Annotated in this window: 10 protein-coding genes; 4 read left to right on the top strand and 6 right to left on the bottom strand. The window is 60.1% G+C overall.

The window, feature by feature from the left end; translation table 11 throughout:
- Nucleotides 1–86 precede the first annotated feature (86 nt).
- The 6 genes from asnB to ACR0JC_RS13130 form a co-directional block, all read right to left on the bottom strand.
- Nucleotides 87–2,033, bottom strand: coding sequence for an asparagine synthase (glutamine-hydrolyzing) (asnB, locus tag ACR0JC_RS13155; protein ID WP_170341732.1), 1,947 nt, complete (start codon nucleotides 2,031–2,033; stop codon nucleotides 87–89).
- Between the two features lie 12 nt (nucleotides 2,034–2,045).
- A complete protein-coding gene (locus tag ACR0JC_RS13150; protein ID WP_170341729.1) occupies nucleotides 2,046–3,164 on the bottom strand; it encodes a glycosyltransferase in 1,119 nt (372 codons plus the stop codon).
- Nucleotides 3,165–3,242: 78 nt separating this feature from the next.
- Nucleotides 3,243–4,424, bottom strand: a complete 1,182-nt coding sequence (locus ACR0JC_RS13145; RefSeq protein ID WP_480763966.1) for a DegT/DnrJ/EryC1/StrS family aminotransferase — start codon at nucleotides 4,422–4,424, stop codon at nucleotides 3,243–3,245.
- Between the two features lie 13 nt (nucleotides 4,425–4,437).
- Nucleotides 4,438–5,133 carry a PIG-L deacetylase family protein gene (locus ACR0JC_RS13140; RefSeq protein WP_170341724.1) on the bottom strand — a complete coding sequence of 232 codons (696 nt, stop codon included), beginning with the start codon at nucleotides 5,131–5,133 and terminating at the stop codon, nucleotides 4,438–4,440.
- A complete protein-coding gene (locus tag ACR0JC_RS13135; RefSeq protein WP_170341722.1) occupies nucleotides 5,130–6,044 on the bottom strand; it encodes a methionyl-tRNA formyltransferase in 915 nt (304 codons plus the stop codon). The genes ACR0JC_RS13140 and ACR0JC_RS13135 overlap by 4 nt, the downstream gene beginning before the upstream one ends.
- Complete coding sequence (locus tag ACR0JC_RS13130; protein WP_217356853.1) at nucleotides 6,041–6,667, bottom strand: sugar transferase; 627 nt, start codon at nucleotides 6,665–6,667, stop codon at nucleotides 6,041–6,043. The genes ACR0JC_RS13135 and ACR0JC_RS13130 overlap by 4 nt, the downstream gene beginning before the upstream one ends.
- A gap of 668 nt (nucleotides 6,668–7,335) precedes the next feature.
- Here ACR0JC_RS13130 and ACR0JC_RS13125 point away from each other — a divergent pair.
- The 4 genes from ACR0JC_RS13125 to ACR0JC_RS13110 all read left to right on the top strand — a co-directional run.
- Nucleotides 7,336–8,556 carry a polysaccharide biosynthesis/export family protein gene (locus tag ACR0JC_RS13125; RefSeq protein ID WP_170341720.1) on the top strand — a complete coding sequence of 407 codons (1,221 nt, stop codon included), beginning with the start codon at nucleotides 7,336–7,338 and terminating at the stop codon, nucleotides 8,554–8,556.
- A gap of 63 nt (nucleotides 8,557–8,619) precedes the next feature.
- Nucleotides 8,620–9,486 (top strand): sulfotransferase family protein, encoded by an 867-nt coding sequence (locus ACR0JC_RS13120; RefSeq protein WP_170341719.1) that lies wholly within the window; start codon nucleotides 8,620–8,622, stop codon nucleotides 9,484–9,486.
- Between the two features lie 475 nt (nucleotides 9,487–9,961).
- On the top strand, nucleotides 9,962–12,085 hold the full coding sequence (locus tag ACR0JC_RS13115) for a polysaccharide biosynthesis protein (RefSeq protein ID WP_170341717.1): 2,124 nt from the start codon (nucleotides 9,962–9,964) through the stop codon (nucleotides 12,083–12,085).
- Nucleotides 12,086–12,222: 137 nt separating this feature from the next.
- Nucleotides 12,223–13,590 (top strand): hypothetical protein (locus tag ACR0JC_RS13110; protein ID WP_480763965.1); only part of this gene is annotated, 1,368 nt, incomplete at its 3' end.

Raw genomic sequence — 13,590 nt, 5'->3', positions numbered from 1 at the left:
AGGCCTGAACCTCTGTTTCGCATGACAATCGGCTGAATTGCGTCCTTTTGTGCGAATTTGGTGAACAGAAGTCCGCGCTTCGAAGATCAGATCAGCCATTTTTTCTGCCAGAAATGATACATCAGAACCGTCCACAGATGGGGCCCCCAATTGCGACGCCCGCTGAGATGCTCGTGCCATCGTCGCGCCAAGGTGGCTGTGTCGAATACGTCCTCGACCCCTTGTCCTGTTGAAAAAACCTCGTTTGCCACAGGCTTCAGCGGGCCACGCAGCCAGTCGTTGACGGGAATTCCGAACCCTTGTTTTGGGCGATCATACAAGGCCTTTGGTACGCGCTTGTCCACGAGGCGCCTTAGGGCCACCTTGCCCTGTTTGCCGTCGAAACGCAGGGATCGGGGCGCCTGCCAAGCGGCGGCGACGACGCGGTCATCCAACAAGGGCGCACGCGCCTCAAGACCGACGGCCATCGATGCTCGGTCGACTTTCACAAGAATGCCTTCGGGCAAATACAGGCAGGAATCCAGCAGCAGCATCGTGTCGATTTCATCAAGGCCATTGGGCAATCCGAGTGTTTGATAAACCCCGCCTTCATTCACGTCCTTCAGCGCTGCGGACGGGTTCCAAAGACTGAACAGGGTATTGTATCGGCTTCTGAAATCAGGCTGCGCGATGACCGAGGCGACTTTGGCGATCCTGTCGGCAGTAATCTGGTCCCGTATGGTGCCTGAAACGAATTTACGCAGGATCGGCGCAACGGCTGCACGCAGGGCATCAGGGGATGCTGCCAAAACAGACGCAGCCGGCCGGGGAAGCTTTCCGCCCAGGCGTTCCATCGCCATCATTCGGGCGTAGCGTTCGTACCCGCCAAAGGATTCGTCGCCGCCATCACCCGACAGGACGACGGTCAGTTGATCGTGAGCCAGTTTGGACACCAGCAGGGTTGGAACCCCGGACGGGTCGGCAAAAGGTTCGTCGTAGACGTGTGGTAGGTCATCGAGCAATTCGAAGGCCATGGCGGGTGTTGCAGTGACCTCGTGATGGTCCGTGCCCAGATGTGCAGCGATTGCGGCGGCATGGTCTGCTTCGTTCAGCCCTTCTTCCTGAAAACGGACTGTAAAGCTGGTGACCTTGCCGTTGGTTTGTTCCTGCATCATGGCAGTGATCAGGGTCGAGTCTATCCCACCGGACAGGAAGGACCCCACCGAGACGTCCGCGACCATGCGCTCCTGCACGGCGCGTTGCAATTCCTCTTCAATACGAGCCAGCGCCCGGTCTTCGTCTTGGATCGGTGCGGCAAGTCCCTGTTTCGCGCAGTCGCGAAGGTCCCAGAACGTCCGGATGGCATCTACCAGGTCCTGAGCCGTCGCGGGCGGTTGGTTCAAACGGACTTCGACCATTGATCCGGCGGGCAACTTCATGACTTCGCGATAGATCGAGAGTGGCGCCGGCACATATCCGTAGCGGGCGTACTGCGCCTGAGCACGGCGGTCGGCTTCCGGCGAGCCAAATGCGGGGTTCGCGCGCAGCGCCTTGAGTTCGGAGCCAAACAAAAGCTGGCCGGACTTGAGGCCTAGATACAGGGGTTTCTTGCCCAACCGGTCGCGTGCAAAAACCACCCGGTTCAGCTTGCGATCCAGGACCGCGAAGGCAAACATGCCGTGCGCCTGTTCCAATGTCTTGCGGATGCCCCAGAGGTCCATCGCCGCCAGTAGCACCTCGGTATCTGATGTGCCGCGAAACGTGACGCCCTTGTCCAGCAACGTCTGCCGCAGGGCCAGAAAGCCGTAAATTTCCCCATTATAGACGATGGTGAACCGGCCGCTGGGCGAGGTCATTGGCTGCGCCCCGGTCTCCGACAGGTCGACGATCGAAAGGCGGCGATGGCCCAGAGCCACACCGGCGTCCGGATCGACAAAAAACCCGTCGGCATCGGGACCCCGGTGCTGAATAGCGTCGCACATGGCCTGCAGCGTGGCGCGGCCCGAGTCAGCGCCCATGGGCTGAAAAGTCAGAAATCCGGCGATACCGCACATGGGTCAGGTCCTTTATTCGACTTGGGGCGCTGTGGGTGGCGCAGGGCGGGCAGCTTTGTTCAGAGCCTGATCATAGGCGCGGGCAATCGCGTCGAGGGAGTAGTGTGTGGCGATGCGGTCGCGGGCAGCATGGCTGTGGGATTTGTAGGTTTCGGGCGGCCAGTTGGCAGCTTTGATGAGGGCCTCTGCCAATGCCTGCGGATCACGTGGCGGCACGACATAGCCGCACGAGTCCACCACTCTGGCGCTGTCGCCGACATGAGTCGTCACGACCGGGCGGCCGTGGCTCATGGCTTCGGCGATCACATTCGGAAAGCCTTCGGTGCGCGAGGCCAGAACCAGCAGGTCAATGCTCGCGTAGAACTCGGACATATCGTGCAGGTCGCCGCACAATGTCACGCTGTCTTCGGGCAGATCGTTGTCGGCCAGCATCGTGCGGATCTCAGGGTTCTCCAGCGTTACGCCGTCTCCGGCCAGACGGGCATGCAGGTCCGGGACGGACTGGCGCGCAATCGCGAAGGCGCGGAAGAAGGTTTCGAAGTCTTTCTGCGGGTGAAACCTTGCCGCCACTCCGAGCACGCGGGCGGGTCCCGGCCGCGCCGTTGGATCGGGCGGAAGGATAAACCCGTTTGGAATCACCGTGGAATGGTCCCCGGCAAAGCCGTATTTCTGGTGCTGAGTTTGAGCGCGGGTCGAGTTGTAGAGGATCCCTTGACAGAACCGGGAAAGCACCTTCGACAGCGCCACCGCAGCGCGGGTGCTGCGGGTGAAGGCAGCTGGGTCGTCCAGTGCTTGCCGCACGGTCCAAACGACGGGAACGCGCCGCCCGGCAATTTTGCCGGCAATCAGGCCCAGGACCATTGCATGGTACATCCAGCACAGAACCACATCCGGCTGATGGGTCCGGATCAAACGTCGGATCTGCCAAACCGCGCGAAACAGGGCCAACGGCGATCTGGCACGCAGCGAAACGTATTCGACCTTGTCATTCGCCGCCATTGTGCGGCAGCGGTTTGAAACCTCGGTCAGGGCGACGACACAGGCCCGTTCTCCCGAATGGGCCAAGAGCCGGGCCAACATGGCTTGTGCGCCACCTTGGCCTGAGAAATCAGTGGTGACATGCAAGATCATCGGGTCACCCTCCGCAGCTCACCGGTGGGTGTTCGATTTAAGCTGTATGTTGATCGGACACACATCACCGGTTCGCGCTCAGCCCTGCGCCATGTGGCGGGCCGTCGCCTTTTGGCCCACATCAACGATGACCTGCGCCAGACGAGCGACGTTCTCGGCGGACCAGGCGGGGTCGACCAGGAAGGCAAGGCTGGTTTCGCCCAGCTCGCGCGCTTCGGGCAACGGTTCCTTGGGTCCCAGGCCTCGGCTGGTGAAGGTTTTCTCGAGGTAAATCTCCGAGCAGCTGCCGGAAAAGGCGGGAAAGCCGGCCTCGGCGATCTCGGCGATGATGCGGTCCCGGCTCCAGCCGGGCGCAAGTTTTTCCGGCCGCACAAATGCGTAGAAGCGGTAAAATGCGTGGGTAACGCCGTCAGGTGGCATTGGCACGCGAAAGGCCGGGCAGGTCGCAAGGGCCTTGTGCAGGATATCCGCATTTGCCGTCCGGTGCGCGCGCCATGCGTCCAGGCGTTTCAGCTGTATTCGACCAAGTGCCGCCGAAGGGCCGTTCATCCGCAGATTGGTGCCGGGTCCCGAGCCGTGCAGCCAGCGAAAGCCGGGCGGGTGTTCGGTGTTGAACACGGTGTCATAACCTTTGCCGTGATCCTTGTAGCTCCAGATGCGGCTCCAGAGATCAGAGTCGTCGGTCAGCAGCAGTCCGCCTTCGCCGCCTGTGGTCATGATCTTGTCCTGGCAGAAGGAAAACGAGCCCAAGGTCCCGATGGTTCCGACATGGCGGTCGCCAATCATCGCACCGTGGGCCTGGGCGCAGTCTTCGATGACCCAAAGGTCGTGGGCGCGGGCCAGATCCATGATGCCGTCCATGTCACAGGGCCAACCACCCAGATGCACCGGTATGATCCCCCGGGTGCGCGGCGTGATCGCCGGGGCGATGGTTTCGGGCGTGATGTTCTGGGTGTCGGGATCGACATCGACAAAGACCGGAACACCGCCCGCCAGCATCACCGAGCTGGCCGAAGCGATGAAGCTGCGCGGCGTTACGATGACCTCATCACCTGGTTGCAGGCCTAGCCCGAGCATCGCGGCGTCCAGCGTAACTGTCCCGTTGGCCATGGCGATCGCGTGTTTGGCTCCGGTATATGCGCAGTATTCGGCCTCGAATGCGCGAACATCTGGGCCGGTCCAGGCGTTGACTTTGCCAGAGGCCAGAACTTGCGCTACGGCGTCGATCTGTTCCTGATCATAGATGGGCCACATCTGCATTTCGCACCTCCTGTCAAATCACCGATCGGACCAGAACAAAGCCTTCAGCCGCCGACCGGTGCACCGTCGCGCCGCGCAGGGTGGCCAGTGCGCGCAAGCTGTCGACCGATCGTTCGTGCGGCGCCTGTTTGACCTGGCTTTCGAACTTGCCGAACGCCTCCAGCTTCCGCTCGATCGTGTCCGAGATGTCGACAAACACGTTTGGCACGAAGGCCGGGGTCAGATAGGGGGCGTTCCAATTTGTTTCGGAAAGGGTTTCGTAGGCCAGAATATTGGCCGGATAGTCATGTTGATGCGGGCGGCTTGCCACCAGCGTGGACAGAAAACTCAGCTGGTGATCCATATGGATGTCGCCCGGATGCGGTGCCAGGATCAGGCTGGGGGCGATGTCGCGGACCAGCTTTCCCAGCGCGCCGTTCAGGTCCGAATGGGCATGTTCTGACAACTCCGCCGCATTGAAGTCCATCCAATGTGTTTCGGTGACGCCCAGCAGATCATGCGCATTGCGTGCCTCGCGCCGTGTGGTTGCTACCTGTTCATCGGTAAACTTCGGGGGTTTGCCACGAGTGACGACAACCACATGCACTTCGCGCCCAGCATCGGCCATGCGGGCTATCGTGCCGCCGGCGCCCAGAACCTCATCATCGGGATGCGGAGCGACGATCAGCGCGGGGCCGGCGTGGCCAGTGGTCAGGTCGGAAGCGATCATGGATGTGTCCTCAGTTTCGCGTGAAGGGCAGGGGGTGTGTCGGCCCCTGACCATTCAGTTATGTCCAGACAGCGCCCGTCGCCGCAGGCCACCGTAAAGCCGCCGTTGCCGATGGCCTGAATCTGGCCGGGCAAGCCGATGAAGTAGCCCTCCGGCTCTGTATACCTGACCCCCGTCAGAACCAGTTTCACGCCATCGGGGCCATAGGTGTAGGCGCCGGGGTAGGGCGGACCCGAAGCACGGATCAGGCGGTGGATGTCCGCAGCAGGATTGGTCCAGTCAATCAGGCCGTCCTCGGGGCGGCGTCGGGCGCACAGGCTGATTCCGTCGGTACGTTGCGGTTCGGCCGGGATGTCGCCATTGGAAATCTGGTTCAACAAAGGCGGCAGCAGTCCTGAGACGGCACGCAAAGCTCGATTGTACAACTCGCGGGCGGTGACGGTTTCGGGATCGACCGCATAGATGGCCTGAGCGGCGATAGGGCCGTCATCGGCACCTTCGCCCAACCAGAAAAGCGAGGACCCGACGTTTCGTTCCTGCAACAGGATCGTCCAGGGGATCACACCGCGACCCCGCAGGCGGGGCAGGGCCGACGGATGAAATCCGATGCAGCCAATCCGCGCCAACGCCCGGAACTCGGGGCCGCAGATCTGTGACCAACCGAGCACCAGGATCAGGTCGGGTTTGACCTTGGCAATCTGTTCGAGAGTCGCGGGGTCGTTGGTTTTCTCGATATGCAGAACCGGGACGCCATACTTCGCGGCCGCCGGTGACAGGTCGACGAAATCCGAATGCCGCGCGGACAGGCGCGGCGACAGGGTTACCAAAAGGGCCGGAACATGCCCGGCACCGCACATCGACATCAGGGCTGCAAGCGTGGTCTCGACGGCGCCGACAAGTACGATATTCACGCGTTCATCTCCTGCATGTCCTGGGCCAGCGGGCCATTCGAGTCCATCCATTTCCGGGCCGCCTCGATCCGGTCGTCGCGGCGGGGTTCGTTGTGCAGGGCCGCTCCGACCGTTTCGCCCAGAATCTGCAGGTCCAGCGCCAGTGACCGATGCGCCACGTACCATAGATCAAGGCTCAGCTTTTCACTGTTGCTGAGGTTGGTGTTGCCGCTGACCTGCGCCCACCCGGTCAGCCCCGGCCGAACGGAACATCGGTATTGTCCGGCGGGTCCGAAGTCTTCGATCGTTTCAGGCAGCAAGGGGCGAGGCCCAACCAGGGCCATTTTGTTCTGCAGGATCAGAACGAGTTGCGGGATCTCGTCGAGCCTCAGGCGTCGGATCATTGCCGTTGCGCGCGTCTGGCGATCCGCATCGGGGTGCAACGATCCATCCGCCGCGCGTGTCTCTTTCATGCTGCGCAGTTTGTAGAGCCGGAAATTGCGACCCTGTCGTCCGGCTCGGATTTGTGAAAACATCAAGGGACGGCCGATGGACAAAAGCACCACGACGCACGCAATGACAAAGAAGGGAAGCGCGAGCAGGCCCAGCAGCAGGCAGATCAGGATTTCAAGCAACCGGTTCACAAATCAAATCCAACTCGCAACACGCGGGGTCCCGCGACACACAAAAAATCAACCAATACAAAGGGACGCGACACGCCACCCGAGCAACCGCGACTGAAATACCGACAACCCGGGTCGACAAGCGGCGATGCAGCAAGATTGGTCGAAACGGATTCTGTTTGCAAGCCGTCGATGCCGCCGCGGGATGCGGGGGCTGAGAATGCTGGGCTGACTAGACGCTGACGCTGATTTGGCTTCTGTATTGCGTCAACGATTCGAGCCAAAGCTGTGAACTGTTGCCAGTCAGGAAAAGCAGGAGCCAGAGCCGCGGTGTGATTGCCGCGAAACTAGGCGGGGTGTTCTGATCGGGTGTTTCGCCCAAAACACCCAGCCTTCGGGCTGCATTCACAGGGGGTTGCGACTGCGGCCGACGCGGTGGCCCAGGCGCTGACAGGTCAGTGTCGACAGGAAAGCCAGCGCCAAAGGCGACGCGCCATTGGCTTTGCTTGTCAGCCTGAGGCCAAGCGCCTATGATTTGCCGAGCGGGATCGTTTCTGTCCCGCCGATGACCGAAATTGCTTTTGACGACCGACTTGCGCTGTGGGTGCGGTTTGTGTTTTCGAGATTTGAGTATCGTGCCCGGCGCCCACGCCCGGCTTGTTGGTGTTTAAGAGTTGGGAGGCAAGGTTTTGCGCAGCTTCTTTCGAGTAATTCTGGCGACGCTGTTGTTTGCGCTGGCCGCTCTGCCGGCCCTGGCCGAAAGCTATCGCCTGCTGCCGCAGGATCGCCTGTCGGTTCGTGCCATGCGTTGGGACCCATTGTCCGCAAGTTACATGATTTGGGATGGCGTGTCCGGCGAGTTCGCTCTGGCCGGTGACGGAACGCTGATGTTTCCGCTGGTGGGACAGGTTGAGGCGGCCGGGCTGACCACGCTGGAACTGTCGCAGATGTTGGAGCTTGAGCTGAGCAGCCAGACCGGCATGGCCGAGCCGCCCAAGGTCGCGCTTGAAGTGATCAGCCATCTTCCGGTCTTTGTTCTTGGAGACGTCAATTCGCCGGGCGCTTATGCCTACCATCCCGGGATGACTGCCCAGCAGGTTCTGGCCCTTGCAGGTGGCCCGATCCGTCCTCCGATCCAGTTTGGGGCAAACAATGATTTCCAGATCATGCGGATGGGCGGCGAAATGCGGCTCCTATCCACTCAGATCGATGAGTTGGAAGATGAGAGGCAGCGGCTGAAAGCTGACCTTGCGAGCCTGCAGGAAGAAGGGATTGAGACCGGCACCGACGCGGCGCCTGACGCTCCCGGAGGGCTCGAGGGTGAAATCCTCGAGGCGACAATGAACGCCCGCGAGGGTTTGGGTGAACGAATTCGGGATCTGCAGGAGATGCTCAAAGAGCAGATCTCGAGCCTGACCATCCAGTTGGAACTTCGCAAAACGCAGATCGAGAATGTCAGCCGGGAGTTAGAAAACCTGAACCAGCTCAAGGAAAAAGGTCTGACCGTATCGAACCGGGTGACGACTATGACCAATCTTCTGAACGATCTGGAATCCAAGCGACTGGATCAGGAGGTTGCGCTGATGCTGGCCCGTCAGGAGCTGAACCGCGCCGAGCGCGACGAGCTGGAACTGGATGACAAGGCGCGCTCTGATGCTCTGGTCCAGTTGAACGCGGTCGAACGCGAGTTGGCCGCGCTGCGGACGCGCCTGGATACCGCGGCGAGCCTGCACGGAGAACTGGCCGCCGCCGGTTTGCTCAGCGAAGATGACATCGCAAGTGAAGTCGTGATTGAATACATCGTCACACGGGCGGGTGGCACGGCGCCACGCAAGATCGACGGGACCGAGGCGGTTCAGCCCGGGGACACCATAGAAGTCGTACGAAGAACCATTGTTACGTCGAATTGAGTTTTCCGGCGCGAGGTTTGCCGGGTTTGTTTTTAGTTTGTTCGCAAGGTCACGAGTATTCCAATGTCTCTCCCTGACGGTCGTCCGGTCGACTTTCTGATTTTCGGTGCCGCGAAATGTGCAACCACCTGGTTGCAAAAGTCGCTGATGCAGACGCCGGCCATCCATATGCCGGGTCCCGAGTTGCATTTCTTTTCTCGGAATTATGCAAACGGACTGGACTGGTATCGTGACCAGTTCGGAGACTGCGATGGCGCAGATCTGATCGGTGAAAAATCGAATTCGTACCTGACCGAACCCCTGGCTGCGCAACGCATTCGGGAGCATTTCCCTGAAACTCGGTTGATCCTGCAGATGCGGGACCCGGTTCAGCGCGCCTATTCCGACTATTGCATGTTGTTCCGCCGCGGCGAGGTCTCGGGGAGGATCGAAGATTATCTGGATCCGGCGGTCGCGGCCGACCAGCGTTTTCTGTCCGATGGGCGATATGGCCACCATCTGAAGCGGTTCTACGACTTGTTCCCAGAGGACCAGATCCTGCTGTTGGCCTATGAGGATGTCCGCGTGAACCCTCATGGGAACCTGAAGAAGGTGGCCGGCCATATTGGATATGACGGACAGCTGGAGCCGCCGGTGCAGCAGAAAGTCAAAGATAAGAATACACCCATGGTGCCACTGTCGCTGCGTCGTATGCTGAAGCCGGTTCGAGCTGTTCTGGACCCTGTACGTCACACCTGGCCGGTACAGTCCATCCGAAACGCTGTCGCTCGAAAGGTGACCTACCCGGCCCTGTCGCCCGAGTTAGAGGCGAAGATGGCCGAGTTCTATGCGGCCGACGTGGAATGGCTTGCCCGCCGCAATCCGGGACTCTGCCGGAATTGGACGGTTTCGGATGCAGTTCACAGAAGCGAATCGCAGGCTATGTCATGATCGCAGGCGAAATTTGGTTTCCATTCAGGAAACAAAAAGCACCTTAGGGCTTTGTGCGTGCACGATGAACCGAGGCTATCGGGCCCTGAGGATACAACAATTGAAACTGCGACGGCGGTCGTCTGCTGCAAAAAAAGGCATTTCTGTGATTTTATGGTGTCCAAGTGGTGGAAAGGGGATTTTGATACCCTTGTTGGTGTGGTAGCGTTGAAGACGTGGGTTCTTGGTCGGGACCGTGTGATGGGCCAGACCACGCGTAGTGTAACGAGTTGACGAGTTAACAGGGGGTTTAGTTCAGGGCGGAGGTTTCTAGGCGCCCGGAATCACGTGGGGGACTTTTAGCGAAGCAATGTGTTTGCCGGCCGGCGCCATGTGGTGTCGATCGGGAATTGAGGCTTTTTAGTGGTGGAGCGGGTGTGTTTGGCCCGTCTCATTTCAGTCGAGTGGTAAGTGGCAATTTTTGCCGGGGGTTCTTATGAGTATGTACGAGCAAGAGTTGGTTAAGCTCAAAAGTGGACCGGATGCAGACAGCACGATCGAACAGGATCGCGCCTTTGGAGACGTCCAGTCGAAGCTGCGACAGAAGCTGACCGAAATGAGCGCCAACCGGCGCTTGCTGATCGGAGATGTATTCGCATCCGCCGGAGCCGTGGCCGTGGCTGTCGTTCTGGCCAATGGTGGCATCGTTCCTGAACAGTTCGGGTCCGTTCTGTTGCCGTTGGTGGTGATGACCTGCCTAGTGGCATTGGCGGTTTTGCCGCTTTCCGGCATCTACAAACGCCACACGCGGTCGACTTCGCTGCGCGATGTCACGTTGATCGTCCGGGCTGCGGGTCTGTCGGTTGTTTTGCTTGCATTGCTGGGCGCTGCCCTGCCGGTTACCGCGCAAGTGCCGCTGGCGGTCTATGTCATTCAGTTCCTGCTGCTGGTGCCCGCCTTTGGTACCCTGCGCGTTCTGGCGCGCAGCACCGAGTTGACGAGCGATCCGGCGCGCCGTTGCCCGGATGCGTCCAACGGGAAAATCCCGGTTATTCTGGTCGGTACCGGCGCCAGCTGCGACCTGTTCGTGCGGTCTTTGCACAATCAGGAATCCAAGTATGAACCCGTCGGCATCATCGATGATGCGCGGAACACGCAAGGCCTGTATTTCCACGATGTGAAGATCATCGGATCACTGTTGGATGCAGACGCCGTCATCGAGCGTCTGAAGTACTATGACCAACTGCCGCAGCGCGTTCTATTGACCGAGCCCGTTACCCATTTTGAAAGTGATGGCATTCGCAAGCTGACTCGTTGGGCTGAAGCCAACAGCATTCCGGTATCGCGTCTGGCGGGACTCGAAGAACTTGGCACCGACAGCAACGGCATCCGGACCGTCAATCCTGAAGACATCCTGGACCGTCCGCAGAAAGCGGTCGAACGTTCGATGCTGCGCGAGATGTTCAAGGGCCGCCGCGTCCTGATCACCGGCGCCGGAGGGTCGATCGGTAGCGAGCTGACACGCCAGATCGCCTCGTTCGAGCCGGCCGAGCTGGTGATGATCGAGAACACGGAATACAACGCCTATTCCATTGACATGGATCTGGGTCAAAACTTCCCGGATGTCGCACGCCGGATCTACGTGGCCGACATTCGCAATGCGTCCCGCGTGAACGCGATCTTTGAACGTCACCGCCCCGAGTTGGTCTTCAATGCTGCTGCGCTGAAGCATGTGCCGATGGTTGAGCTGAACCCTTGCGAAGGCGTTCTGACCAACGTGATCGGAACCCGGAATGTTGCGGACGCGGCCCGCAATGTGGGTGCAATCGCCATGGTGCAAGTCTCGACGGACAAGGCCGTGAACAGCACCAGCGTCATGGGTGCAACCAAGCGCGTGGCCGAGTTCTACGTTCAGGCGCAGGACCGTGTGACAAACGAAACCGATGAGAAGACCCGGTTCTTCTCGGTTCGGTTCGGTAACGTGCTGGGGTCGTCCGGTTCGCTGATCCCGCTGTTCCAGCGCCAGATCTCGGAAGGTGGCCCGCTGACGGTGACTGATCCGAAGATGGAGCGGTACTTCATGACCATCCGTGAAGCCGTGCAGCTGACACTGGTTGCCGCCGCGCGGGGTCTGAACCTTGAAGACAGCCACGGCGAGATTTTCGTTCTGGATATGGGTCGGCCGGTCAAGATCGTGGACCTGGCCGAGCGCATGATCCGTCTGGCCGGCCTCGAGCCCTATCAGGACATCGACATCAAATTCATCGGTATCCGTCAGGGTGAAAAGCTGTACGAAGAGCTGTTCGACGTGACCGAAGAGCGTCGCGAAAGCGGTATTCCTGGCGTTTCCTCTGCAATTCCCGAAGGCGTCTCTGCCGCGCGTTTGCGGGCGCTGATCCTCAAGCTGGAACAGGCTGCTCAGGACGGCAATGATCTTGGGGTCAAAAAGCTGCTCAAGGATCTGGTGCCGGGTTACGGTGCAAACGGTCTGCGCCCGATCGATGGCAAAGAGCTGGCCGCGCGTACCGGCAAGCCGCAAATCAAACCTGTGCCGACGCCCAAGCGGATTGCAAACTTCGCACCGCAGAAAAACCTGGAGACGATTAACGCCGGTCGCTAAAATTTTGTCAAAAGTACATTTAAGTAAGCGGCATTTTCAGCCGCGGGTTACGATTTCAGAAGGGCTCTTCGGAGCATATCGTTGATGTTTATTTGCGACCTTGGCGGGCCCGTCCCAACGGGCAAAGCGAGAGGGATATGACGGCTGAGGCCGAACATATGCGTGACCGGGCCGTTTCTCAGGCCGGGTCTGGTCGTCGTCGCGCGGTGCTGTGGCTCTTGTTTGGGGGGCTGCTGGCCGTGATGTTGGCGGCTCTGTTCGGCCGGATCATGTCGTTTGGTTTGCGTCGGGACGAACTGATGTTCGTGGCACCGGCAGAATTGTTGGGCCAATGGCGCCTGTACCAGGACTTCTTCTACAATCACGTTCCGGATTCGGCGTGGTATTTCCGCGGTCTCTATTTGATCACGGGTCAGGAGGGTCTGCTGGGCTCAGCGCGCCTTGGTGTGTTTCTTGGCTGGATTGCGTTGATCGGCGGTACCGGTTGGGTGACCTGGCGCCTGTCCGGATCGGCTCTGCTTGCGGCATTCTTCATCACGGTCTTGATGGTTGACGGAACACTTCTGGCCCAGGCCGGAATGGCCGCAAGCAACAACCTGCTGCCGTTACCCTTCGTCGTATGGGGTGTCGGGGGTTTTCTGCTGGAAACCCAGCGCGACCATCCGCGGCCAGTTGTTTTTGTACTGATTGGAGTCTGCCTGTCGATCGCAGCGGGGATGAAAGTCAGCGCGGTGGTTTTCATTCCGCCCGTCGCGATTGCCACTTTTCTGATGCCGGGATATATGGCGTTTGCAGAACGTGTTCGACGGGTGACCCTGCCGATGCTGGTGGGTGGGCTGCTGGGTGCCTTGCCGCTGTTCTGGTACATGGCCGTTGATCCCGCGGTTTTCATCGCGCATGTCCTCAAGTTCCATACGGGTCCGCACGTGGCCTACTGGCAGGCCAACGCCGCCTCTGAACCCGATCTGGCTCTGGGCATTGGGGGCAAAGTGCAGTTGGCCTATTCGGTCTGGTTGGGTGGAGCGGCGCTGGTTTGCCTGTTCGTCGTTGCCTATCTGACAGTTTTGGCCAGATCGGGCGGCATGCTGCTCTCCGAGCTCGGCGCGGTTCTGTTGGTTTTGGTTCTGATCGCCGTGACAGCCGCGTTCAGCTTTGTACCGTCGCCTGGGTTTCCGCAGTACTACATTCAGCCCTTGGTCATGATCCCTCTGCTGGGCGCATTGGTCTTCCGAAAGGTCGGGTCAGAGCAGCGTTCGCAGGTCACCCCGGTCCTTGCCGCCGGTTTCGTTCTGCTGGCAGTGCTGGGCGCGCCGCGCCTCGTTCCTGGTCTGGCAGCGCTGAGCGATCCCAGCGGCTTCACGACCACCCGAGTGGCGCAGGGTGCCGAGGCTTTGAAGACCGCACTTGCCGAGAGTGCCCATCCGGACGGACCCGTAGCGACGATCATGCCGATCTATCCGCTTGAAGCGCAACTGCCGGTCTATCCCGAACTGTCTACTGGCCCC

The sequence above is a fragment of the Ruegeria sp. CH5 genome, assembly GCF_056537025.1.
This window is presented reverse-complemented; position numbering and strand designations above follow the sequence as displayed.

Bases quoted from the DNA above. Each gene is read 5' to 3' on its own strand.
- ACR0JC_RS13150 (WP_170341729.1), bottom strand. From the start codon at position 3,164: ATGATCTTGCATGTCACCACTGATTTCTCAGGCCAAGGTGGCGCACAA.
- asnB (WP_170341732.1), bottom strand. From the start codon at position 2,033: ATGTGCGGTATCGCCGGATTTCTGACTTTTCAGCCCATGGGCGCTGAC.
- ACR0JC_RS13115 (WP_170341717.1), top strand. From the start codon at position 9,962: ATGAGTATGTACGAGCAAGAGTTGGTTAAGCTCAAAAGTGGACCGGAT.
- ACR0JC_RS13145 (WP_480763966.1), bottom strand. From the start codon at position 4,424: ATGCAGATGTGGCCCATCTATGATCAGGAACAGATCGACGCCGTAGCG.
- ACR0JC_RS13120 (WP_170341719.1), top strand. From the start codon at position 8,620: ATGTCTCTCCCTGACGGTCGTCCGGTCGACTTTCTGATTTTCGGTGCC.
- ACR0JC_RS13140 (WP_170341724.1), bottom strand. From the start codon at position 5,133: ATGATCGCTTCCGACCTGACCACTGGCCACGCCGGCCCCGCGCTGATC.